This window comes from Lentibacter algarum, assembly GCF_018860975.1.
GTDB lineage: Bacteria > Pseudomonadota > Alphaproteobacteria > Rhodobacterales > Rhodobacteraceae > Lentibacter > Lentibacter algarum_A.
On sequence record NZ_JAHKQI010000005.1, the window covers coordinates 377,228 to 401,845 of the forward strand.

17 protein-coding genes are annotated in these 24,618 nt (G+C 58.1%); 8 read left to right on the forward strand and 9 right to left on the reverse strand.

Going from position 1 to position 24,618, the window contains the following annotated elements:
• Window positions 1–67 precede the first annotated feature (67 nt).
• The 4 genes from KO498_RS06150 to KO498_RS06165 are packed head-to-tail and all read left to right on the forward strand — an operon-like array spanning window position 68 to window position 5,931.
• A complete protein-coding gene (locus KO498_RS06150) occupies window positions 68–1,864 on the forward strand; it encodes an ABC transporter ATP-binding protein (protein ID WP_215959001.1) in 1,797 nt (598 codons plus the stop codon).
• Entirely contained in the window at window positions 1,857–3,767 is a 1,911-nt protein-coding gene (locus tag KO498_RS06155) for an ABC transporter substrate-binding protein (protein WP_252731294.1), read from the forward strand. Before KO498_RS06150 ends, KO498_RS06155 begins: the two co-directional genes overlap by 8 nt.
• Window positions 3,764–4,792: an ABC transporter permease gene (locus KO498_RS06160; protein WP_215959002.1), complete on the forward strand. Its 1,029-nt coding sequence runs from the start codon at window positions 3,764–3,766 to the stop codon at window positions 4,790–4,792. Before KO498_RS06155 ends, KO498_RS06160 begins: the two co-directional genes overlap by 4 nt.
• The gene (locus KO498_RS06165) at window positions 4,789–5,931 is read left to right on the forward strand and encodes an ABC transporter permease (protein WP_215959003.1); all 1,143 of its coding nucleotides are present in this window, start codon (window positions 4,789–4,791) and stop codon (window positions 5,929–5,931) included. The genes KO498_RS06160 and KO498_RS06165 overlap by 4 nt, the downstream gene beginning before the upstream one ends.
• Here KO498_RS06165 and KO498_RS06170 read toward each other — a convergent pair whose 3' ends face one another.
• A complete protein-coding gene (locus tag KO498_RS06170) occupies window positions 5,932–8,409 on the reverse strand; it encodes a mechanosensitive ion channel family protein (protein ID WP_252731295.1) in 2,478 nt (825 codons plus the stop codon).
• Between the two features lie 176 nt (window positions 8,410–8,585).
• On the opposite strand from KO498_RS06170, the gene KO498_RS06175 reads away from it, so the two are divergent.
• Both KO498_RS06175 and KO498_RS06180 read left to right on the forward strand, forming a co-directional pair.
• Window positions 8,586–9,095, forward strand: a complete 510-nt coding sequence (locus KO498_RS06175; protein WP_215959004.1) for a PhnA domain-containing protein — start codon at window positions 8,586–8,588, stop codon at window positions 9,093–9,095.
• 25 nt (window positions 9,096–9,120) lie between these two features.
• Window positions 9,121–9,819, forward strand: a complete 699-nt coding sequence (locus tag KO498_RS06180; RefSeq protein WP_215959005.1) for a fumarylacetoacetate hydrolase family protein — start codon at window positions 9,121–9,123, stop codon at window positions 9,817–9,819.
• Window positions 9,820–9,876: 57 nt separating this feature from the next.
• Here KO498_RS06180 and katG read toward each other — a convergent pair whose 3' ends face one another.
• On the reverse strand, window positions 9,877–12,030 hold the full coding sequence (katG, locus tag KO498_RS06185; RefSeq protein WP_215959006.1) for a catalase/peroxidase HPI: 2,154 nt from the start codon (window positions 12,028–12,030) through the stop codon (window positions 9,877–9,879).
• Window positions 12,031–12,136: 106 nt separating this feature from the next.
• Here katG and KO498_RS06190 point away from each other — a divergent pair, with 106 nt between their 5' ends.
• Both KO498_RS06190 and KO498_RS06195 read left to right on the forward strand, forming a co-directional pair.
• Window positions 12,137–13,024, forward strand: coding sequence for a hydrogen peroxide-inducible genes activator (locus KO498_RS06190; RefSeq protein WP_215959007.1), 888 nt, complete (start codon window positions 12,137–12,139; stop codon window positions 13,022–13,024).
• Between the two features lie 94 nt (window positions 13,025–13,118).
• Window positions 13,119–14,345, forward strand: coding sequence for a Tm-1-like ATP-binding domain-containing protein (locus KO498_RS06195; protein ID WP_215959008.1), 1,227 nt, complete (start codon window positions 13,119–13,121; stop codon window positions 14,343–14,345).
• Window positions 14,346–14,464: 119 nt separating this feature from the next.
• Here KO498_RS06195 and KO498_RS06200 read toward each other — a convergent pair whose 3' ends face one another.
• From KO498_RS06200 to KO498_RS06230, 7 genes are read right to left on the reverse strand one after another with little or no spacing between them, the layout of a single operon-like run.
• Window positions 14,465–15,481: an alginate lyase family protein gene (locus KO498_RS06200; RefSeq protein ID WP_215959009.1), complete on the reverse strand. Its 1,017-nt coding sequence runs from the start codon at window positions 15,479–15,481 to the stop codon at window positions 14,465–14,467.
• Window positions 15,482–15,483: 2 nt separating this feature from the next.
• Window positions 15,484–18,246, reverse strand: a complete 2,763-nt coding sequence (locus KO498_RS06205) for a tetratricopeptide repeat protein (RefSeq protein ID WP_215959010.1) — start codon at window positions 18,244–18,246, stop codon at window positions 15,484–15,486.
• 13 nt (window positions 18,247–18,259) lie between these two features.
• Window positions 18,260–19,576, reverse strand: coding sequence for an alginate O-acetyltransferase AlgX-related protein (locus tag KO498_RS06210; protein WP_215959011.1), 1,317 nt, complete (start codon window positions 19,574–19,576; stop codon window positions 18,260–18,262).
• Between the two features lie 50 nt (window positions 19,577–19,626).
• Window positions 19,627–20,430, reverse strand: a complete 804-nt coding sequence (locus KO498_RS06215) for a hypothetical protein (protein WP_215959012.1) — start codon at window positions 20,428–20,430, stop codon at window positions 19,627–19,629.
• The gene (locus KO498_RS06220; protein ID WP_215959013.1) at window positions 20,427–22,133 is read right to left on the reverse strand and encodes a right-handed parallel beta-helix repeat-containing protein; all 1,707 of its coding nucleotides are present in this window, start codon (window positions 22,131–22,133) and stop codon (window positions 20,427–20,429) included. The genes KO498_RS06215 and KO498_RS06220 overlap by 4 nt, the downstream gene beginning before the upstream one ends.
• Window positions 22,126–23,544: a mannose-1-phosphate guanylyltransferase gene (locus KO498_RS06225; RefSeq protein WP_215959014.1), complete on the reverse strand. Its 1,419-nt coding sequence runs from the start codon at window positions 23,542–23,544 to the stop codon at window positions 22,126–22,128. Before KO498_RS06225 ends, KO498_RS06220 begins: the two co-directional genes overlap by 8 nt.
• A 6-nt stretch (window positions 23,545–23,550) precedes the next feature.
• Window positions 23,551–24,612, reverse strand: a complete 1,062-nt coding sequence (locus KO498_RS06230; RefSeq protein ID WP_215959015.1) for a hypothetical protein — start codon at window positions 24,610–24,612, stop codon at window positions 23,551–23,553.
• Window positions 24,613–24,618 lie beyond the last annotated feature (6 nt).

A 24,618-nucleotide genomic window follows, 5' to 3' on the forward strand; every position in this document is an offset into this window, starting at 1 on the left:
ACCTCAAACGCGACTGCGCAAGAAGAATTCACTTGTTGTTGATCGCGAAAAGCAGTCACATTCACGCATGACATTGCCACACGCAGAAAAACCGAACCTGCCAGTCCTGAGCGTTCGAAATCTCTCGATCCGATTTGGGGTGAGCAAGCCGGTATTGCAAGAGGTGTTTTTTGACATTCACCACGGCGAGACACTGGCTCTCGTTGGGGAAAGCGGTTCGGGTAAGACGCTTTCGTGCCGCGCGATTATCCAGCTATTGCCGAAAGCGGCAGAAGTTGTGAGCGGGCAGGTGATCTACCGTGGGGGTGACGCGGAATGTGATTTGCTCAAGCTCGCGGGAAAGCCGCTGCGCAGGCTACGTGGCGGGTGCGTTTCGATGATCTTTCAGGAACCGATGCGCAGCCTGTCGCCGCTGCATACTATCGGCAACCAAGTCGGTGAGATGCTGGCGTTGCACTCGGAGCTTTCAAAACCCGCCAGACGCCAGAAAGTTCTTGAAACGCTGGCGCGGGTTGGCTTGTCTGACGCCGAGCGGGCTTACAAATCTTATCCTTTCGAGATGTCGGGCGGAATGCGCCAGCGGGCGATGATCGCTATGGCGATCATAACCGAGCCGGAAATCTTGATCGCCGACGAACCAACCACTGCGCTGGACGTGACGACGCAAGCGACGGTTCTGGGTTTGCTCAAAGACCTGCAAAAAGAAACGGGCATGGCTATTGTTCTGGTTACGCATGATCTGGGTGTGGTTGCGAACATGGCTGACAAGATCGCGGTGATGGAGAGCGGACAGATTGTTGAATCCGGGCCGATCGCGCCGGTATTGAGCGCGCCAAAGCATAGTTACACCAGAAAGCTGATCGCCGCAGCGCCGGTCATTCCGGAGGCTGTTGCCTGTAAGCCCGAGGCTGCCGAGCCCGACTATATTTTAACCATGCGCAATGTTTGCAAGTCGTTTTCGCTGCGGGCCTCCAAGCCCTGGCAGAAGGCGACGACGATCACGGCGATGAAAGAGATCAACCTCGCGGTGACGCGTGGCAAGACGCTGGCTGTGGTCGGTGAAAGTGGCTCTGGCAAAACCACGTGCGGGCGCATTGCTCTGGGCGCGATGCAGCCGGATGAGGGCGGTGAAGTTCACTACTGTCCCCGAAGCGGCGAGATGGTGGAATTGCAGCACCTCGACAAGCGGCAGCGATGCGCCTTCCAGCAAAAAGCGCAGATGGTGTTTCAGGATCCTTACTCGACGCTCAACCCGCGCATGCGTGTGCGTGAGGCCTTGTTCGAACCGATGGAGATTCACAAGATCGGCACTCCGGCTGAACGCGAGGCACGGGCCTGCGAAATTCTGGGTTGGGTCGGGCTTAAGCCGGATATGCTAGATCGTTACCCGCACGCCTTTTCGGGCGGGCAGCGGCAGCGGTTGTCGATTGCCCGTGCACTGATGATGAAACCCGAGTTTCTGGTTTGCGATGAGCCAACTTCGGCATTGGATGTTTCTGTGCAAGAACAAGTGCTTGCGCTGTTGCGAGATTTGCAGGCGCGTTTGGGGCTGAGCTATTTGTTCATATCGCATGACCTCGCGGTTGTGGCGAGTATTGCCGATAGCGTTGCGGTGATGCGCGCCGGTGTGATTGTCGAGCAGGGGCCGGTAGACCAGCTGTTCCGCAACCCGCTACATCCTTACACCAAGGCGCTGATCGCTGCGCACCCCGAGCCTGATGTGCACCGCCCGATGGATTTGAATGCTGTTGCAAAGGGAGCAGGTAGCGCCGCTGGCTGGCCGGAAGAGTTCCGCCTCACGGAGGGCAAGTTGCCGCCATTGGTGACGGCTGAAGGCTCTCATTTGGTGCGTCGCTTTGGGTAGGTTGCTGGCAGTTTTACTCGCGGCATTGGTGGCCGCGCCAGCGCTTGCTGACAAGCTTGAACTGGTGCCTGTTCCGTTCTGGGAAGCAGAAGTCGAGAAGGGGGATATGCCGGCTCTTGCTGACAGGCTCCCGCGGGAACCAAGCATCATTGATCTTGAGGCAAAAGGCCGTGTGGCGGGTGTTTATGGCGGGACACTGAACAGCTTTATCACCCGTCGCAAAGACACCCGGCTTATGGTGGTTTACGGCTATGCGCGGTTGGTGGGTTATGATGCGCAGTATCAGTTGCAGCCCGACATTTTGCGCGCAGTTGAAACCAGCGACAACAAGCGCTTTGTGTTGCGTCTGCGAGCGGGGCACCGTTGGTCGGATGGTGCTGCGTTCACGTCGGAAGACCTGCGCTATTGGTGGGAAGATATTGCCAACAATGAAGAGCTGAACCCGACAGGCCCGCCGGACTTTATGCGGGTGAACGGTGCGTTGCCTGTGGCGAGCTTTCCCGATGCGCAGACGGCGATTTTCGAGTGGCCCGAAGCCAACCTTGATTTTCTTCACACGCTGGCGAAGGCCCGCCCGCCGTTCATTTACCGACCGGCGCATTACCTCAAGCAGTTTCATAAACGCTACTCTGATACGAACTCGATGCAGCAGCATATGGCACGTAAGAAGGTGTTGAGTTGGGCGGCGCTGCACAACAAATATGACAATATGTATAAGAACGACAATCACGAGTTGCCGACATTGCAGCCGTGGATGTTGGCGACGACGAATGGCAACTCGCGGTTTTTGTTTGTGCGCAATCCGTATTTTCACAGAGTTGATACCAAAGGGCGGCAACTGCCATACATAGACATTATCGAGATGAATGTTGTCGGCCCCGGGCTTGTGGCGACCAAGGCAAATGCGGGCGAGACCGAACTACAAGGCAGGGGGCTGTCGTTTAAGGATGTGTCGGTTTTGAAGCTCGGTGAGGCGGACGGCGGTGACTATCAAACCCATCTGTGGGAGAGCGGTGTTGCCTCGCAGATCGCGATTTATCCGAACCTGAATTACGCTGATCAGAGCTATCGTCGTATTTTTCGCGATGTGCGGTTTCGGCGGGCGTTGTCTCTTGGGATTGACCGGCGGATTCTAAACCGTGCGCTATACTTCGGGCTTGCCGCAGAGGGCGGCATGACGGTGCTTCCGGACAGCCCGTTTTACCGCCTAGAGAACCTGAAAAACTGGGCCACCCATGACCCTGATCAAGCCAACAAGTTGCTTGATGACATGGGGCTTTTGGAGCGCAATTCTTACGGTGTCAGGCTTTTGGATGACGGGCGCCCGCTGCGGATGATCGTTGAGACGGCCGGTGAACGGCCCGAAGTCGAGGATGCTTTGCAGATCATCTCGGATACCTGGAACGACATCGGCGTCGAGCTGGTCATTCGCCGGCTTGACCGCGACATTTTGCGCAATCGGGTTTATGCGGGGCAGGCTATGGCGGCGGCATGGTATGGATGGGACAACGGGTTGCCGCAACCCGACACGCCGCCGTATTACGTTGCTCCACGCCAGCAGGAGTTTTTGTCATGGCCCAAGTGGGGGCAGCATTTTCAGTCAGGTGGGCGGCTCGGAGAAAAGCCTGATTTGCCTGCCGCGATACGCCTGATGGAGCTTGCGGACGACTGGGCGCAGACGGCTGACACGCAGCTTCGTAGCCGGATATGGCAGGAAATGATCGACATCCATGCGGATCAGGTTTTTGCTATCGGGCTGCTGAACGGCGCGCCGCAACCGGTTGTGGTGAGCAAGCGCTTGCGCAATGTTCCCGAGCGCGCTGTCTGGGCTTGGGATCCGGGGGCGCATTTTGGTGTTCAACGGATGGATGAGTTCTTCTTTGAAGAAGGAACAAGCGAATGAGGTTGCTCGGATATGCGGCCTATAAGCTGCTCTCTATGCTGGTCACTTTGCTGGTGGTTTCGGTGTTGGTTTTTACCATCATCAACCTGCCGCCGGGGGACTACTTGAGCAACCAGATCATGGAGTTGCAAGCCACTGGCCAGCAAGCAGGGATCGCCAAAGCCGAGTTTCTGCGGGCGGAGTATTCGCTCGATCAACCGTTGTGGAGGCAATACCTTATCTGGGTTGGCTTTGCCCCTGGCCCGAACGGGTTTTATGGGTTGTTGCAAGGCAACTTCGGCTGGTCGTTCGAGTTTGATCAACCTGTCGCTGACATTGTCGGAGAGACGCTGTGGCTGACAGTTTTGGTCAATGTTGCGGCGATCTTGTTTGTTTATGTGGTGGCTTTGCCGCTGGGAGTTCTCGCGGCGGCGCGGGCGCGCAGTTGGGTTGACTACTCGACTGCGCTTGTCGGATACCTCGGGCTGGCGACGCCCAACTTTCTGCTGGCTTTGGTGTTGTTTTACTACGGGCACAAATACCTTGATTTGCCGATTGGCGGGCTGATGGCCCCCGAGTTTGTCGGCGAGGCAATGAGCTTTGAAAAGCTGCGCTCGATCTTGCTGCATCTGATCATTCCGACCTTTGTTGTCGGCACTGCCGGAGCTGCCTCGATGATGCAGCGGCTCAGGGCCAATATGCTTGACGAGTTGAGCAAACCCTACGTTGAAACCGCGCTGGCTAAGGGTATGCGCGAGCGAAAGATGCTGATGAAGTATCCGCTGCGGGTGTCGCTCAACCCGTTTATCGCTGACATTGGCACGCTCTTGCCTGCGATGATATCGGGCTCGGTGCTGGTGTCTGTTGTGCTGGGTTTGCAAACCATCGGGCCAGCTTTGCTGACGGCGCTTAAGACGCAAGACCAGTTTCTGGCAGCGTTCATCCTGATGTTTGTGGCTTTGTTGACCCTGATCGGCACGCTGATTTCGGATATGCTGCTTGCTATGCTTGATCCGCGCATTCGCATCGGAGGGCCACGCAAATGAGTGAGCATTTTGCCCGTCCCGAAACTGACCACCCGAGTGAGGAGAATGATCAAAGCCTTGGGCGTGATGCCTATCTTTCGACGCGCAGATTGTTTTTCCGGCGTTTTCGCAGGCATAGGCTGGCGTTTATCTCGGCGATCTTTTTGATCATCAGTTATGTGCTGCTGCCCTTTGTCGGCTTTATCGCGCCTTACACGCCCAATGAGCGCAACTCGGACTATTTGTTCGCCGCGCCGCAGAGCATCAATTTGTTTCACGAGGGGGCCTTCGTCGGGCCGTATGTCTACGCGACCACGGGCGAGGCTGACTTGACGGCGTTTCGATGGGTTTACACGGCTGACAAGAGCACACCCCAAAAACTTGAGTGGTTTTGTGAGGGGGGCGACTACCGGCTGGCAGGGCTGATCAAAACAAGCACACACCTGTTTTGCGCACCCGAAGGCACAACGGTGTTTCTTTGGGGGGCAGACAGGCTCGGGCGGGATGTGTTCTCGCGCATTCTTTACGGGGCGCAACTGTCGCTGACGGTCGGCATTATCGGGATTATGATCTCGATGACGCTAGGCTTGTTCTTTGGCTCGATCGCCGGATACCTTGGTGGCACACCTGACTATCTCATTCAGCGGCTGATCGAAATACTGCGCTCGCTACCAGAGCTGCCTTTGTGGCTTGCGCTTTCGGCGGCTGTTCCGTCACACTGGGGGCCGGTGACGGTGTTCTTTATCATATCGGTTATCCTTGGTTTGCTTGACTGGCCCGGCCTTGCGAGGGCTGTTCGGGCAAAGTTTCTGTCGCTGCGTGAGGAAGAGTTTGTGCGCGCCGCCGAGATGATGGGCGCAACGCGTTCGCGGGTGATCCGGCGACATTTGCTGCCGAATTTCTCTTCGCATCTTATCGCTTCTGCGGCGCTGTCTATACCTGCGATGATCCTTGGCGAAACTGCGCTGTCGTTTCTCGGGCTTGGCCTACGAGCGCCGGCGGTGAGTTGGGGCATTATGCTTAACGACGCCCAGAACCTGTCGTCGATCGAGCTTTACCCCTGGACGGCCATTCCGATGTTGCCGATCATATTTGTGGTGCTCGCGTTCAACTTTATGGGCGACGGGCTGCGCGACGCGCTAGACCCTTACCAGCACTGACTAGCGGTCATCCATTGGTGGCTTTGGCACGACGCCTTCGTCATGATCTATGGCTCCGGCGGCGAGCGTTTTCTTCTCGTCTTCGGTTAGGTTGTTCACCTTGCCCTCGGCCAGACGCACGGTCACTTCCTTATGCGCAAACTTGATACCTTCGCGCTCGAAAAGCTCGCGGATGTCTTGGTAGACACGCTTGCGGATGATCCATTGATCGCCGGGCTTGGTCATGAACTTGACGCGAATGATCATCGCTGAATCTTGCATTTCGATGACACCCTGACTCTTGAGTGGTTGGATGAACTGATCGCCGATCTCCGGATCGTCCAAGAGCTCTATGCCAAGGTTTTTCACCAGCTTGCGCACGCGCTCGACGTCGGTGTCGTAAGTAACGCGCAGCGGCAGTTTCATAATCACCCAGTCGCGTGAGAAGTTGGTGAGGAACTGGATTTCACCAAAGGGAATTGTGTGCAGGGCGCCGAGGTGATGGCGCAGTTGGAACGAGCGCACCGAGATCTTTTCGACCGTGCCTTTGACAGAACCGATGTCAATATATTCGCCTTTGCGGAAGGCGTCATCAAACAAAAAGAACGCGCCCGAGAAGATGTCTCTGACAAGGGTTTGCGCCCCAAAGCCGATAGCAAGACCGACGACACCAGCACCCGCAAAGACAGGGCTGACGTTGATGCCCAGTTCAAGCAGGGTGATCAGGACGATCGCCATTGCAATGATCGCCAGAATAAACCCGCGAAACAGGGGCAACAGCGTGCCAAGACGGCTTGAGCTGCCTGCACCGCCCTCGTCACCCAACTCGACTTCTTCGGCGTCGCTCGGGGCTTCGTCTTCGATTTTTTTGTCGATCCAGATGCGAAAGAGGTGAAAGGCGAGATAGCCTAAAAACAGGATGGTCCCGATGTCATATAGTCGCTCGACCAGAGGCAGGCGCATCATGTTTTGCGAGAAGCCCCAGATGTTGAAGGCAACCGATGCCCCGGCAACGAGGGCAAGAATGCTTGCCAGCCTTTTGGCGAGGTCTTCGTAGGAGTTGATATACTGAAGGCGCGGCAATGTGGTTGCGGTGGCGGGGCCGGGTGCGCTTCCGCCTTCCTCGTCACCGTCTTCGTCGGCATCACCCGAATGCGCAGCATTCATCCGTGCTTCGGCGAGAGTGTCGGCGTCGGCCGCGGTTGTGGCGTCGCTTTCGGCGGCGTCGCGCTCGGCGCGCTGGGCTGCGTAATGGGCTTCTTTCAGTGCGCGGATTCGACGGCCGCGCTGAAAGAACCACTCGATAAGAAAGTTGATGAAGGCAAAAACAACCAAGGTGCTGAGGATCACCGCGTAAGCACCGGCCATTAGAGGGATGTTTGTTTCAGATTCGCGCAGCAGATCAAAGGTTAGGCGACCCCATGCAAAGATAATGTAAGCGATGCTGACTGGCGCCCAGACCCGAGCAAAAAAGCGCATTGCATAAGACACCTGAGCAAACGGCTTTCCGTTGCAAAGCGCTTTGCTGATGGCGCGGCGATTGAACAAGACCATCGCGATGTTGAGCAGGGCGACAGCCAGCCCCGCGAGCGAAAGAAACAACCCGTAAACTTCATGATTGAGGCCGAGTTCATAGAGCCAGAGCGCGAACATTTGAACGCTGATATCAAGCACAGCAATGCGCCACATCCAGCGGTATAGCACCATTGCCTGCCTGTCGGGAAAGCGCGAAAGGCGGTATTGCCCCAGAAACGGGGAGAGCACCATTCGCCAGAGCAGTGCGGCGATGCGGCTGAGGAAATAGGCCGCAAAGATCACGGTAATGGTAAACTCGATCGCGCTGTCATTGGTCGGCCCAAAGACAAGGCCGCCGATCAGGTAAGCCACGCCCATACTAACAAGAACGCCGAGGACACCGGCAAGAAACCGTGCGATCAGGAAAGGTAGCTTTTCAAGATAGCCTTCCGGTGTCGGGCGCACCATTGGCAGGATGAAGTACGGGCCGGCGAGATACTGTCCGTAAACGAAGCGTTCAAACAGCCAGCCGATCACAAACAGGACGAGCGTCCAAAGCAACACAAAGCCGAAATCAGAGATGTAGCCCGTTGGTGCGGAGGCCTTGAGGATATAGTCGACCTCATTCAGAGCGGCGGGCATTTGCTTTAGTTTCTCACGCAACAGGGCCCTTAGAGCCTGACCTTGCTTCTGGATTTTCATCAATCCTGAGCTACGGTCCTCAGTGGCGGCCTCTGCTGCTGCCGGAGTATCGCTTTCTGCGGGTGTGGTGTTGCCGTTGGGATCAAGTATGATCACCTGCATACCGGCGTCGCGCGCGGCCTCGAGCATTTCTGTCAGGGCGGGTGCGCTCTCGGTTGTCTGGCTTGAGTCTCCTATCGAAAACAACGACTGCGCCTGCGCGGGGAGCCACAAAAAGCAGAGCGCTACAGCTATCAGAAGCCCTTTGAGAAGGGTTAGGCGTTTCGTCGGAAATACAGTCATAGTCGCTCAATACTCTCAATTATCATCTGCACAAATAGCGGTTACGACGCAAAATGGGAATGCGCAGATGCAAAAGACAAATATTTGTGCTTTGGGCAAGGCTTTCAACACCGCAGGTTAGAGACATTGGTTTGCGAGGGGTGTAAAGCAAGGGGAGATAACAAAGGATTAGCTCGATGACTTGCCCACTCTGTTCTGCTGAAACACCTCTAAGCACCTACCTGGTTGAAGGAGGGCCGCAGGGCGCTTCTGTTGATATCTGTGCAATCTGTCTTGAGCAGATAAGTGGTGAACCCCAGCCTAATCACTGGCGCGGGTTGGCCTCGGCAATGTGGAGCGAGGAAGCGCCTGTGCAAGTGGTCGCGGCGCGGATGCTCAAACGGTTGTCGGCCGAGGGCTGGGCGCAGGACTTGCTAGAGCAACTCTACCTTGACGAAGAAACACAGGCTTGGGCTGACAATGTTGCCGCCGAGAGCGACCATAAGGACAGCAACGGCGTGACCCTTAACAGCGGTGATACGGTTGTGTTGATCAAAGACCTGCCCGTAAAAGGCGGCGGCTTTACCGCCAAGCGCGGCACGGCTGTGCGCGGCATTTCTCTCGTGCAGGACAATGTCGAGCACATTGAGGGACGTGTTGAAGGCCAGCGGATTGTCATTCTCACGCAGTATGTGAAGAAAAAGTAGTTTTGGAAAAAACGGAGTGCAGACGATGACGGATTATCTCTTTGAGCCTTCGGAGGTTTTTTCGCTGAAAGTTGCTACCGAGGCGGGGGAGTATCCTGTTGCTCGCATTTTTTGTGTCGGGCGAAACTATGTCGCCCATGCGAGGGAAATGGGCGGGGAAGTTGACCGCGAGGCGCCATGGTATTTTACCAAACAGGTGGCGCATGCTGTGCACTCGGGGGCCACGTTGCCTTACCCGCCCGGCACGCAAAACTACCACCACGAGATGGAGCTGGCTTTTGCTATTGGTGCGCCGGTGTTTCGCGCCAGTGAAGCCGAGGCTGCCGCCGCGGTTTATGCTTACGGTTGCGCGCTCGACATGACGCGCCGCGACCGCCAGCAAGACGGCAAAGACAACCGCAGGCCTTGGTCGCTTGGTAAGGATGTCGAGGGGGCTGCGGTGTTTTCTGCGCTCACCAAGGCGGGAGACTTTGGCGCAGTTGGGCCGCAAGCGATTGCGCTGCAAGTCAACGGGGAAGCACGACAGGATGCGACGCTTGATGACATGGTTTGGAGCTGTGCCGAGATCGTGCAGCACCTCTCGCAATATTACCATTTGCGCGCGGGTGACGTGATCATGACCGGCACGCCAGCGGGCGTTGGGCCTGTTGTAGCGGGTGACGTTATCACGGGGCAAATTGACGGGCTTGCACCTGTCGAGTTGACGCTGACTGACGCGGAGTAGAACGCAAAACGGGCGCGAGGTTTCCCTGCGCGCCCGATTGATTTTCTAACTTGAAGCTTACGCCAGATCGAAACGGTCGGCGTTCATCACCTTGACCCATGCGGCGATAAAGTCGGCAGTGAAGCGCTCGGCGTTGTCGGCCTGTGCGTAGAACTCGGACAGAGCGCGCAGTTGCGAGTTTGAACCAAACACAAGGTCAACCCGCGTTGCCGACCATTTGACTTTGCCAGCAGTATCGCGGCCTTCAAAAGTTCCATCATCAAGGGGCGACCAAGTGATGCCCATGTCGGTGATCGTGCTGAAGAAGTCAGTGCTCAACTTGCCGGGGTTTGCTGTAAACACGCCGTATGCACCGTGGGTTGCACCGAGGGTGCGCAAACCGCCGACGAGCGCTGTCATTTCCGGCGCGGAGAGCTTTAGAAGCTGAGCGCGATCAATGAGCATTTCTTCCGCCGGCACGGTGTATTCGCGCTTGAGGAAGTTGCGGAAACCGTCTGCTTCAGGCTCGAGCGGATCAAAGCTCTCGGCGTCGGTTTGGGCCTCGGTTGCATCAGTGCGGCCTTGGGTGAAAGGCACCGCTGCGCCGGATGCGGCTTCGATCGCGGCGCTTCCGCCGAGCACGATCAGATCGGCCAATGAAACCTCGCCGTCAAAGCCAGCTTGCACGGCTTCGATAGCCTTGAGTGCTTTGGCGAGTTCAGCGGGCTCGTTGGCTGCCCATCCGTTTTGCGGCGCGAGGCGGATGCGCGCGCCATTTGCTCCGCCGCGGAAGTCAGATCCGCGGAAGGTGCTGGCTGAAGCCCAAGCTGTTTTGACCAACTCGGAGGTTGTGAGACCACAGTCGAGCAGGGCTGCTTTGAGCGTCTTGATGTCGGCGTCAGAGAGCGTGCTTGTCGAGGCTGGCAGAGGGTCTTGCCAGATGAGATCTTCGCTCGGAACCTCGGAGCCGAGATAACGGGCCTTTGGCCCCATGTCGCGGTGTGTGAGTTTGAACCAGGCGCGCGCCCAAGCATCGGCGAATTCGGCAGGGTTTTCAGCGAAGCGCTGGGCGATTGCCTTGAGGATCGGGTCTGTGCGCAGAGCCATGTCGGCGGTTGTCATCATCGGAGTGACTTTGGCGTCTGATCCGTCGACTTCAAAGGCGTAATGCTCTTCCTTCAGGTCTACAGGGTGCCAGATATGTGCGCCTGCCGGAGATTTTGTGAGTTCCCATTCATAGTCGAACAGGAGTTCAAAATAGTTGTGATCCCACTGGATAGGGTTGGCTGTCCACGGGCCTTCGACGCCGGAAGTTGTCGTGTCGATGCCTTTGCCGGATTTATAGCCGTTCTTCCAGCCAAGACCCATTTGCTCGGTTGGCGCGCCTTCGGGGTCAGCTTCAACGAGGCTTGGATCACCTGCGCCGTGGGCTTTGCCGAAGGTATGACCGCCAGCGACAAGCGCTACGGTTTCCTCGTCGTTCATGCCCATGCGGCCAAATGTGTCGCGGATATCAAAGCCGGAAGCGGCCGGATCAGGATTGCCGTCTGGGCCTTCGGGGTTGACGTAGATCAGGCCCATTTGCACAGCTGCAAGGGGGTTCTCGAGGTCACGCTCGCCCGAGTAGCGGCTGTTTTCTCCACCGGATTCTTGCAGCCACTCGGCCTCGGCGCCCCAGTAGGTGTCTTCTTCCGGTGCCCAGATGTCGGGGCGCCCGCCGGCGAAACCGAAGGTCGGCCCGCCCATGCTTTCGATCGCCACATTGCCGGCGAGGATGAACAGATCGGCCCAGCTCAGGGCGTTTCCGTATTTCTGTTTGATCGGCCAAAGGAGGCGGCGGGCTTTGTCGAGGTTGCCGTTGTCAGGCCAGCTGTTGAGCGGGGCAAAACGCTGGTTGCCGGTGTTCGCGCCGCCGCGGCCATCGGCTGTGCGATAGGTGCCGGCGGAGTGCCATGCCATGCGAATAAACAACGGGCCGTAGTGGCCATAGTCGGCTGGCCACCAGTCTTGGCTGTCGGTCATCAGAGCTGTCAGGTCGGCCTTCACGGCAGGGAGATCAAGGGTTTTGAACGCCTCGGCATAGTCAAACTCGCCTTTCATCGGATCAGACGCGTTGCCGTGTTGATGCAGGATGGCGAGGTTGAGCTGGTTTGGCCACCAGTCGCGGTTTGAGCGTGTGTTCATGCTGGCGGCGCCGTGGATTACGGGGCATTTGCCTGAGTTTCCGTCCATTTTGTCTCTCCCTGTGAGGTTTTTGTGCTGATTCTTACGTTGAGGTTAGCATTGTTGAGTAATAGGTTTAAGTTGCAATTACTGATTGTTGAGATAAGCAGGGCTTATGGTAAACTTTACTCTCAAGCAGCTAAGATACTTTGAAGCGCTCGCCGCTCAGGGGCATTTCGGGTTGGCGGCCGAGGTTTGTAATATCAGCCAGCCAGCGTTGTCGATGCAGATCAAAGAGCTTGAGGCGCAGCTTGGCACGCCGTTGTTTGAGCGAAGGGCGCGGCAAGTGCGACTAACGGGTTTTGGCGAGACGTTTGGCGAGCACGCGCGCGGCATTTTGCGTCAGGCCGATGAGTTGGCTGATATGGCGCGGATGGCGCAAGAGCGGCTGATCGGGCGGCTGCGTCTGGGAGTTATTCCGACGATAGCGCCTTACCTTTTGCCCAAGATTATTGAAGGTTTGTCGGAGCGTTACGCGGGGCTGGATGTACATGTGCGCGAGACCCAAACATCAAAGCTGCTGACCGAACTTGAAGCTGGAAGGATTGACGCAGCGATCGTTGCGCTGCCGATCTCGGAACCCGCGTTTATTGAGGTTGCGCTGTTTGATGAGCCGTTTGTTCTGGTGCGTCCAAAGCCGCAGGAAGGCCAGCCTGTTCCGAGCGCTGAAGGGCTGCGTGAGATGCGGCTGTTGCTGCTTGAAGAGGGGCATTGTTTTCGCGATCAGGCGCTGTCGTTTTGTGGTGGGCCACAGTTGCGGCCACAAGCGGGCCTAGATGCCAGCGCGCTGTCGACGCTGGTGCAAATGGTTGGTTCGGGGCTGGGCGTGACGCTCATTCCGCAGATGGCTGTTGCGGTTGAAACGCGCTCGGCTGATGTGAGCGTCGCGCGGTTTCGGGACGCGGAACCCAAGCGCACTATTGGTATGATCTGGCGTAAAACCAGCCCGCTGGCCGAGCAGTTTGGCGAGGTCGCAGAAATTGTCAAAGCGGCTGCCCGATAGTCGGTTTACTATTTGATCCAATGGTTTAGGAATATTGCTCAGGCTGCTTTTATCTGTCAGTCTCGCAGAGGAATCGCATTTCAGGGAGCAGGCTATGACAGATAAACGCATTTTGGTCGTTGGCACTTACGACACAAAAAACGATGAGCTTGAGTATATGTCTGAGCGCATTCGCTCGCAGGGAGGGGTGGCGGTGAGCATGGATGTAAGTGTGCTGGGCGACCCTGAACAACCGACGGATTATTCCAAACATGACGTTGCCGAGGCGGGCGGGAGCAGCATCAAAGCTGCGATCGACAGCGGCGATGAAAACGTGGCGATGCAGATTATGGCGGCGGGCGCGAGTGCTTTGGCGCTGAGGCTACACCGAGAGGGCGTCTTCGACGGCGTGGTGGTTTTGGGCGGCTCTATGGGCACTGACCTTGCACTCGACCTATGTCTGGCTTTGCCTTTGGGTGTCCCGAAATACGTTGTTTCGACGGTGTCGTTCTCGGCGATGTTGCCCCCCGAGCGGCTAGCGCCTGACATTCAAATGATCCTCTGGGCGGGCGGCTTGTATGGGCTGAACTCGGTGTGCAAAGCCTCGCTCAGCCAAGCTGCTGGCGCTGTTTTGGGCGCGGCCCGAGCTGTCGAAGCGCCCAAGTGGGAAAAGCCGCTGATCGGGATGACGTCGTTCGGAAAAACCGTGCTGCGCTATATGGTTGCTCTCAAACCCGCGCTGGAAGAACGCGGCTTTGAGATTGCGGTGTTTCACGCCACAGGCATGGGCGGGCGGGCCTTTGAAGGGCTGGCTGCCGAGGGCGCTTTTGCGGCGGTGCTTGATTTTGCACCGCAGGAAGTGACCAACCATATGCTCGGTTCAAATATCAGCGCCGGGGCAGACCGGATGACCAACGCGGGCAAGCGTGGCATACCGCAGATCATTGCGCCCGGGTGTTATGATCTGGTTGATTTTGTCGGTTGGATGCCGCTCCCAGAGCGTTTGAAGGGCAAGCCGTTGCATGCGCACAACCGGCTGCTGAGTTCGGCGATGACGGATGCGGGCGAGCGGCGTGAGTTGGCGCAGGTTATTTGCGACAAGCTGCGCGTGGCGGTGGGGCCGACCGAGGTTATCCTGCCGCTTCATGGCTGCAACGAGTGGGACCGTGAGGGCGCGGATTTGCACGACGCCGAGGGGCTTGCGGCGTTTAACGCAGCGATGCGCGCGCATGTGCCGAACAATGTGAAGCTGCACGAGCTGGACGCGCATATCAATGATCAGGCCTTTGCGGATACCGCGTTGAAGATTGTTGACCGCTGGATGGCTGAGGGAATTTTATAGCGTATTTGACCCAGTCGAACCAAAACAATGCGCAGCAACCGCAGGCAGAAAAAGATCATAACTTCCATTCTGGGGTTGCAAACCCGCCCTTCGCTGCGGGCTGAGCGGGTTCTGTGTTGCTACTTTTCCGTCACAACACCGCGCCAGAGGCGGGTTTGGTCGCCACCTAGTTTTGAGTAGCGCAGGGGGCGGCGAGGGGCCACAATGGCTTCCAGTTCGGGGTTGGCGCGCAGGGTGAGCCAGCTTTCGGCCCATGCGAGTTGGAAGTCTTTGAGATCGCCAGCGCCTTGGTTGAGCGACTGTTCTTCGCCAGTGATCGCTTCGCTCTCGGCTCCGCCTGCGGTAAGGTCGCGGACGGTGAAAGCGACGATGCGGTCAAGCGCGCGCTCGCAGCGGTTCATCACCGAGACGCCTTGTTGCTCTAGCAAGGTGGCGGTAACGGTGAGCGGAGTGACGGCATGAAGCTGATAGTGCAGGGCAAGGTGTTTGCGTGACATTTCTTGCGGCAAGGAACCGTCTTCGTTGGCGGTGCAAGCAACGTAGGAAAGCGACCAAGCCGCCCAACCGCGCATGACATGATCATTGTTGAGCAGTGCCGTCGAAGCGACGGCGAGGGCGGCCCATGCGCGCAAGTTGCCGGAGGCAGCGCCTTCGGGGGCGGTTTCCCAAAACGTCATTTGTTCTTCGGTGCGGCGGGTGAGCCATGCTGTTACGGTTGCTGTGTGTGCGGGCTGTGCGGAGGGCGAAACTTGAGCGGCGACCAACGCAAGGGCGGCAATGCGCGAGGCGATTGTGAGCTGCACGGTTTCGGTTTTGAGGTTTGAGAGCGCGTCAGCCTCGGCCCATGTTGCGAGGGCTTGCATGACACATACGGCGGCCTCTGAATCGTTTGATTCAAGTGCCGCGTCGGTGCGTGTGCTGAGATCGTTGATGAAGGTGTCGAGTGTTTTCAGGGCTTCTTTGGCTTCCTCCTCGGCGTCTTCGTCAAGGATGCTGCGCGAGGGGTCGTCGTCGGCGTAGCGGCTCTCGAAGCTGAGGCTTACGAGAGGTTCGGGGGCAGCGGTGCAGTCGGCCAGAGCCGCGCCGGGGAGGCAGACAGAGAGGGCGAGAAGGCTATTGCGAGACTTGCGGCGCATGGCTACTGCCCTCCCGAAACGCGCAGGGTTTTGGCCAGTTGCGCGGCGTTCTGATGGCCCATGCCCGCCGCTTGATCAAGCCAGCCTAACGCGGCTTCGACATCGGCAATGCGACCAAGGCCGAAGCCGAGCGCAAAACCGGTTTGATACATTGCATCGCGGTGTCCACGTTTTGCCGCGGCCTCAAGCCAATCAAGTGAGAGAGACAAATCAGCAGGGCCGGAAGCGCCGTCACGCAAGCGCATGCCGAGCTCGTAGGAGGCGAGCACATTGCCGGTTTGTGCCACACGCTGCAACACGGCGTTGAGCTCGATTTGCGGATCCAGCAGTCGGCGCACTTCGCTGCTCGTACCACGGTAGACCGAGAGCAGAGCGGATACATCGTCATCGCTGCCATGCATTGCTACGGCGAGCATGTGCTTGGAAGCTTCAGCAGCGTCATAGCTTGGCAAGTCGGGGTTTGCGGTAAGGCGCACAAGACGCATGAGGGCGCCGGTGTCGCCCTCGGCGAGTTCGCGGGTAGCACGGGCGACAGGATCAGGCGCGGCACCGTCTTTGAACCAGTCAACTTGCGGGTTGGTCAGGCGCAGCTTGGAAAGCACATGACCGCCTTCGAACGTCAGCCCGACGAGCCGCCAGTGGTGACTACCAGCCGCATCGGCGCGGATGGCATGGGCATCGCCGAGTTCGTCGGCGTCTTTGGTGCCACATGACATCAACGACACGGCGCGGTCGATGTAGTCATCAACCTTGTCTGGCCCGATATGGGGCATCGCAAACATAAGTGCCAGAAAGTCACCGCGCTCTTCGATTTTGTCGGCGAACTGGTTGAAGACATCAAGTTCAGGGCGTTCGTTTGCTTGCAGGCGCGACAGCAGGCGGATCGCGCCGCCTTCGCCGCGGTTTCCGGCCATTGTCAGCAGGTGCTCGATCTCCTTGGCGATCTCGGGGTCGCGAGCGTTATAACCTGTCAAAGCGATGGCCAGATCAAGCGCTGTGGTGACACCGTTGTTCAGGTAAACACGGCGAAAGAACTCGATCGCGAGGTCGCGTTCGGCGGGCGATGTTGCCAGTTCGAACTCATACTCGGCAAATTCTTCGAGTGCCTTGTCTGAGCGGTTAAGCGCTTCGGCCCAGAACCGCAGTTTGGAGGCGGAAGCGAGAGGATCGGCTTGCACACGCTGCGCCTGAGCGGCGAGCATTTGCGGGCGACCGTCGAGCGCCTGACTTTGAATTTGAGCGATTTCTTCGGGTGAACGGTTGGGGGAGAGTGCCAGCAAGTCTGAGGCAGATATCGGCAAGGTTGCGTGGCCCGTGGCGCGGTAGGCTTTTGCCCATGGCTCGGCTTGCTGAAGGCGGGGGGCATCGTTTGCCTGACAGCGGTAGAGCGTGTCGAGGTCACGCATGCCTTCGGGGATGCCGTGACGCGAGACAACTTCCATCAGCAGGCTTTCGGCGCGAGCAACCTGTGCAGGGTCGTCACGGTAGCGGATCAGCATTTTGGCCAGCCGGCGTTGTCCGGCGCCGTCACCACGCACGACCGCTTGCTCAAGCAGTTGCAAGGCCTCGGCCTCGCCGGCCCAGCGGCCTTTGCGCACCAAAACCTCGCCTGCGAGGCGGTCGAACACGCGGCCCGGGGCTTCGGGCATTGCGCTGATTTCGCGCAGGTAGTCGAGAAACAAACTATCCTCGTCAGCCTCCAGCCCGTCGATATTGACCACCAGTTGCAGCAGCGGAGCGATGCCCCGCGCAGTGCGGCGGGTGTCTTGGCTGTGATTAAATCCAAGGATGTTGGCAAGCTCGGCCTCACTCACGGAGCCTGACGAGGTAAGCGCAGTGCGGTCGGCTGCGTTAACAGTCACGCCGAGTTGCACAGCGCGTTTGAGGTATTTACGCAGCTCGATGTTGTCTTTGTTGACAGCGTCGGCGTTCAGGTGAAACTCGACCAGACGCCAAGCTGACTCAGCGCCGCCCATATCGGCAGCAAAGCGGTGCCATGCCAGCGCCAGCGCGGGGTTTGCAGCGACCAAGTCACCTTTGGTGTATTCCTGTGCGATGCGCGCAGCACGGCCACAAACGCCGTGATCAAGCGGGCCGAGGATGCCGCCAAAGGCCATTGTTACGGTCAGGTCAAGCGGAGCATCCCAACCGTCGATCAGTGTTCCTTGTTGCTCAAGGCGCACGATCTCAAGGAGAGCATTTGCATTGCCTCCGTAGGCAGCTTCACGGATCAGCTCTTGGGCAAAAGCGGTGTCGGCGATGACACCCGTGCCGTCGGCGTAAAAGCGGGCGAGCTGCACGCGCTGGGTGTTGGTCATATCGCTCACGCGGTCACGCAGGCTTTCAACGAGGCCGTCGCTGACCAGTTGATTGGTGCGACCGGCCCGCAGCATAAGGTTGATGCGTGCAAAGATCGCGTCGATGTCGGTGAAGGTTTCGTCAAGTTTGGCACGCCGTGTGATGAGCGCATTGATGAAGTCAAAGAACCCATCGGCGTCTTCATCTGTGTGGTTGCGGATGTCGCGGCGGATAAAGCGGATGCGATCGAGGTTGGTGAGCTTTTGCCCCTCGCCATCATCTGCGAGATCTTCGGTTATGGCAGCGTTGCTCGGCGCATTGCAAACGTCGCGCGGAGCGAGGGCGGGCGGCAAAAAGTCAAGCGTCAGCAGGGAAGGTTGTGAGGCCGGAGCGGCGGGAGTGGTTTGCGCCAGCGCGCCCAGCGGGGCGAAGGCGAGGGCGGCAGAGAGGATCGTTAAGCGAAACATGATGCGCTCCTGTCTATGAGCAAACGGCAATACGAGACTGCGCGCCAAAGGCGGCTGGCGCTTCGATCTCGACGCTTTGCAAGCCGGTTGCATTGAGGCCTGAGAGGGGCAAAAAGAAGCGCCCTGTCAGCAACTGATCGGGGTGACGGTAGATGCTGCGGGTGCGGATCAGCCCGTCACGCGATGTAAAGTGAAAGCGTAGGTATGAGGGGGCTGCACCACCGGTTTCGACCGACAGAGTGACATCACCACGCGTGGTCATTTGGCTCAGGTCAGCGCTTAGGCTTTGTCCCGTCGGGCCGACGGTGACAGGCAAGGTTTTCTGGCAGTTGTTGCCCGTTGCGGCGATCAGTTCCTTGAGAGGTTGATCGCCTTGTGCAGCAAAGGTCGCGCTGACCGGGAACTCCCAGACCAGCACACGCGGGGCGTTGGCCTGAAAATCGGCAGACGTTAGGTATGAGGACATCGCCGCAAAGGCACCGCCGCCTTTGACACCGTAAGCGAGAGTTTCATAACCGGTTGCCTCGGCAAGGAAGCCCTTGAGGTTAAGTGCTTCTGTTTGGGTTGTGTCGGCTCCGAGCACAACAAGGCGGTTCTCGGGGTTGTTGGTTGCAACACCCGAGCTGCGGGTTGTGGTGAAGCTTTGTGCCGTGACGGCAGGGAGCTGGGACTGGCAGGCGGTTTGCAAACGTGCGCGCATGCTTGAGTCAAGTGTCACCACGGCACCGGCGGCCGAGATGAAGTTGGCTGTGGGGCGTTTTGTGTGGCCCGGGTGTTTGGCAAGGGCTTTGCCGACGGCGGCTGCAAGGATGCGCGTGCCAACGGGTGTGGGGCGCATGTCGGTCTGGAAATATGGCTGCTCGCCTGCGGTTGCGGCGCTGCGCAAGGCGGGGCGCGCGTCTGCAACAGTAAGGCCTGAGGCGCGTAGGCGAACGAGCATATCAAGATGCACGGCTGTTGCATCGGCGGCGTCATACCCGACATCGCGGGCTTTGGTTGTGAGTGCACGGTCAAACACCTGCGCGCGTGTCGGAACGGGCAGTAAAACCAGCGTAGTGCCGCGCTTGGCGAGGTTTGTGCCGAGCTGTGCCAGAAGCGTGATGGTTTCGTCATTTATCGCTTGATGCGCTTGCAGCTCGGGGCGAATGGCGAAAAACATACCATCGCGGCCTTCGACTGCGGGCAGAGACGTGTGGGCCTCAAGCGCGCTACAGCCGTAGGCCGACTGCGCTTGTGCCGTGTTCGCACTGCCAAGGGCCAGCAATGCCAGCAAGCCTGCTCGGGCAAAGGCCGGCAGGCCAGGTTGTTTGGTTCTTTGATCCGGTGTCATTGCAAGCCCCCGCTGCTGTCCGGTTATTGTTGTCTTGCTCGAAGTCTTTGTTAGGTGTCGTCTGTCTTGTCTTTGTCTATCAGCCGTAACAGGTTTTGGGCCGATGTGCTCACGGCGAGATGCCCCGAGGCGGATGCTTGCTCAAGCAGGCTTCGCGCTTGGGCGAGGTCATCTGGATTAGGTGTGCTCGCGGCGCGGCTGCGTTCCAGCAGGCTCATGGCCATGCCAAGCTCGATGCGCCCGTCACCGTTTTTACGGGATTGCTCAAGGATGCGCAGGCGGGTTTTCTCGGAGAGTGGCCCGAAGAGTTGACCGTTGCCGTTGAAGGCAGTCACGGCCTCAAGCGCAAGCGTGTTGCCAGCCCACGCATGCGGGTAGAGCACCTGAATATACTTGGTAATGCGTTCTTTTGGCTCTGTTTTCGGGTCAAGCTGGTGCATGGCTTTGACCATGTTCCTGAGCGTCCAGACACGGCCCGTGCCGACTGCGACAGCTGAAAAGTAAGCGATGTCAGACGGGTTTGCGGCCTCGTCGCGTGCCAGAAGGAGCCGCACGTAACGTTGCGCGGCGAGGCCGTCACCAGCCTGTGCAAGGCTGCGCAGATCGTCGGCGGCGACGTGCTCGCCTTTGTGCATGGCATCGCGGGCGCGGCGCAGGGCGGAAGTGCGCAGGCTTTTGTTGCTGGTCAACCCGCGGGTCACTGTCACCGAGATCTGCGCACCGTCGTGGTTTGGTGCGATCAGGTTCGGGATGATCGCAGCGGTTGGCTCTTGGGCGAGGGCGGGCAATGCAAAGATGCCGCTGAGACTTGCCACAAAGCCTATAGCAAGAACGGTTGCGAAACGGCGTATCACAGATCATCTCCACAGAGCGTTACGGAACTGCTGACCAGTTCTGCTCCGCCATTTTTGAAGTCGAGCGCTTTTGCTCCGCGCAAGTCTTTGACGATGTTATGGGTCAGGCGGGCGATGTCGCCGTCGAGCAGGCGCGGCAGTTGGCCGCTAAAGTCGTTGCCTGACAGCAGGATTTCGGCGCCTGTTGCAGCCGACAAACCTGAGCCGTTGCCAACCAGTAGATTGTTTTTCAGAGCGGTGCGGGCGCCGGGTTGCTGGGCCGAAACCCAGATGCCAGAGCTACTGTTGCCTGCGATCAGGTTGCCTTGCAGCACTGTCCCGTCGCTTTTGCGCACTTCGATACCCTTTTGGCGATTGTCGAGAATGATGTTTCCGCTGGCTGCGCCACAGTGTGTTCGCAGGAACTTGATGCCTGCACCTTGGCGCTTCCAGATGATGTTATCGCGCAGGGCGACGTTGTCGGAAGCACCGTCAACCAAGACCGCAACCCGCTGCCCGAGCAGCATGATATTGTCGGCAACAACCGTTCGGCTTGAGCCTTTCTCGATCCGGATCGCGTTGGTATGCGAGCCACCTGTGAACAGGTTTCCCGAGATGCGTGTGGCGGGAGCGTTGAGCAAGTTAAGTGTGTTATTACGGGCGTTTACAAAGGTGTTTCCCGAAATCTCGACACCTGAAACGCCTGCGATCGAGACAGTTTTGAGCCCGTGAAACAGGCTGTCTTTTATGCTGACTTTGCTCTCGGACTGCGTGAGCAGGTTGGCTGCGACGGACAGGCCGCTGAACTTTGCGGTGTCGCCAAAACCGAGGTTGCGTAGAGTTGCGTTTTGCATCTGCAGTGCGCCACCGCCAGCAACAGTCACAAAGGGTGTGAAGCTCGGGGTGTGGGTGTTTTTGGCACCAACGGCTTCAATGGTGGCACCGTTGATTTCTAGCCTGCCCATCGACAGCAGGAAGGCGCCTCCCCCGGTTGACAATGCCATACGCTCGCCGGGGTTGAGGCGCAGGGTCGCTCCGGGCCAGACAACGACAGGCGCGGTAAGTGTTCCGTCAAGCAGCGGCGGCATGCCGAGGGCGGCCGAATAGGCCTGAACATCAGCCAGAGAGACGGAGCCTGCTCGCACGGAAACAGCAATAGGCCCGCGTGGCCCTTGCGCGTTGATCACGGCTTGGGCGTTTTCACCTGTGTAGGTTTGCACAAGAGGCGTTAGCATCAGGCGGAAGTTGGTTGTGCCGACGTCTTGCGGTGTGTTTGGCACGGTTTTGAGGCCAGGTTTAAGGCCAGGTTTGAGCCCAGATACGACGGGCTTGCCAAACAACGGCGCGGGCGCTGCGGCAGGAGCGCTGCGTGGTGCCGGCCTTGCGGCAGTTTGGGACAGTTGCAGTGAAAACAGCCCATTGCTGTTTTCGGTTGTCGGCTTTTTCTGCTGGGGTTCGGGCGCCGGTATCACAGGCATTATCGGTGAGCTGGTGTTTGCAGCTGCCTCGGTCTGGACAGTTTGCAAAGGCAGTTTCGCCCGCAGAGCAGCCACATCTAGCGGTGCGTTCACGCCTGCTTTCAGTTCGGTCTCCAAGCTGCCGAGCGCGCGCCGAAGATCAGAAACACTGGTTGCACTCAAGTCAGCGAAGCCTGCGTGCGGCAAGAGCATTCCCACAAACGCGCCCAAAACGGCGCAGAGTTTATGGCAGCTTGCTCTAGCCATTTGCGACCCTTTTCAAGGATTTAGGCTGAAAATCAGCTGAAGCCAGTGTTACAAACAACAGCTCTGTTGGTTCGTCTGACAGGTTTGTGATGGTGATCGGCCCGTCAGGGTCTGTGTAGACGCGCCCGCCCTCGGAGCTGGTTTTCTGCCATGCCGGACCTTGAGCGTGAACGTGTCCACGCACAATAAGGGCCTGACGGGCATCGCCAGCTTCAAGCGTCATGGTGCGGCCAACTGCGATTTCGGCGGCGCCGACTTGATAGTTGTCACTTTCAGCGAGGGCCGAAACCTTCTCTTGGTCGATCATCGGAACCATCGCTACTTTGGCTTCCTGATGGCGCTCGGTTTCGCGGCGATGCGACTTCTTGAGCTCGTCCACGATGGCCTTGACGTCTTGTGTTTGGTCCATGCGGGCCACCAACAATGCGTCGGGTGTGTCGATGACGATAACGTCAGACAAACCGACCACAGAGACAAGGCGGCTGTCAGCACGAACCATTGTGTTTTGCGCACCGAGAGCGATTACGTCGCCTTGCAGCACGTTGCCGTTGGCGTCGGGTTTGGAGATGCCATACATGGCTTTCCAGCTGCCGACATCGTCCCAGTCCACATCAAGCGGGGCGAGGGCGATACGATCTGTGCGCTCGAAAACAGCGCTTTCGGTTGGTTGGGCGTCGGCCTGGCCAAAGCTGCCGGATGCGAGATGCAGTGAGCCGTCTTGCCGTTTGGCTTCTTGCACCGACTGCGCAACGTGTGCGGCAGTTGTTGGATCAAACTTAAAGTATTCGTCGTGGATTGTTGCGGCGGAGAACATAGAAATGCCCGAGGCCCAGTAGGCGCCGCCAGCTTCGATAAGCGCTGTGGCTTCAACGACGGGGGGCTTTTCAACAAAGCGGTCAACACGGCGAACGGGGCCGAAACCTTCCATTTCGCCACCATCAACGATGTAGCCAAAGCCGCTCTCAGGGAAGCGCGGCTCGATACCGAATGTGACGATTTGGCCAGCTACGGCTGCGTCGATGCAGGCCGTGAACGGGAGGGTCAGATCACCTTCGATAACGTGGTCGGCGGGGACAACAACAAAGAGAGTGTCGGGGTCTTCGGCAAGCATCACTTCGGCGGCGGCCAGAACGGCGGGGCCGGTGTTGCGGCCCATCGGCTCGCAGATGATACGCGCAGAGACTTGCAGCTCTTGCAGCTGTTTGCGCACGGTGCCTTCGTGAATGCGGCCTGTCACAACCACAGGCTCGGCGAACACAGGCGCACGGTGACGCTGGATTGCAGATTGGAAGAAAGTCAGGCTGTCGGCATCGCCGATGCGCTGGAACTGCTTGGGGCTGTGCTTGCGAGACAGCGGCCAAAGCCGTGTTCCGTTACCGCCACATATGATCAATGGTGTGATCTTCTTCATTGTCCGTTACTCCTGCCCGAGGCCAAATAAGCCTCGCAATGTCTTGGACAAACGAAGGCGTGCCGACTTGTTTACTTCAGACGGCCCCAACTCGTAGTCGGTGACTGTCAGGTCAACTGGAACGAAGATATCTCCTCGGAGGGCTGCTGCACGGGTGGTATCGTTAACCACGATTTCGACGGCCATTTTGCGACCATCAGCCATCTCGATAGCTGCGATGTCACCCGTAAGTGTGCGTGTCAGCCCCTCAATGCTGATCAAAGTTCGTAACCTTAATGCTGAGCTATCGTTGAAAATTGTCAGAATTAAGTCTGAAGGAAGGACAGTTGAGCCTTCATAGATATTGCTGGCAATTGCGACTTCGCCTTCTTGTGGCATCTGGAAGCTGAGCACATCACCTGTTGTCGAGGCGATGGAGTAAGCGACTTCGCCCACCGCGGCATCAGGGTCAACATAGGTGACTTGTCCGGCGACAGTGGCTTGCATGGCAAGACCTGCGCGGTCGATGAACACAGGGTGCATTTCGTAGGTTGAGGTGTAGCGCGAAAACACCACAGTGCCGGCGGCAAAAGCGATGATCAGCGACGCAACTGCCATACCTATCGAGCGCAACCTGTCACGCAATGTGCGCTCGACACGGGCCTTTGGCGCGCTAGGCTGTGTTGGGCCGGTATAGCTCATCAGGCCTTTCAGAGTAACAATGTCTCCGGCGATGAAGCTGTTTATAATAAAGCGAAGTTGCCCCATGTGAGGGCCTGTAGGTTCGGCGAACAACAACACACAGGTGTCGTCTCCGCCGCGATCGGTTGCGATAACTTCGGCGGTCAGGTTGACTGTGAAATCACCGAACGAGAATATCAGCGTCGCGATGTCCTTGCTGCCAGCTACGATCTTGTCTTTGGGTGCAACAACTTCCATCTCGGCGATAGAAATGCGTTTGCCCTCAAGCTTTTGATCGCCCACCTTGACAGTGAACGGCATGCTCAGAACCGGATGCTCGTTTTCAAAACCGAAGCCCGCAGGAATTGCGGTAGACGGCACGTTCTTTTTGATCTCGTTGTCGCTCATTGGGAT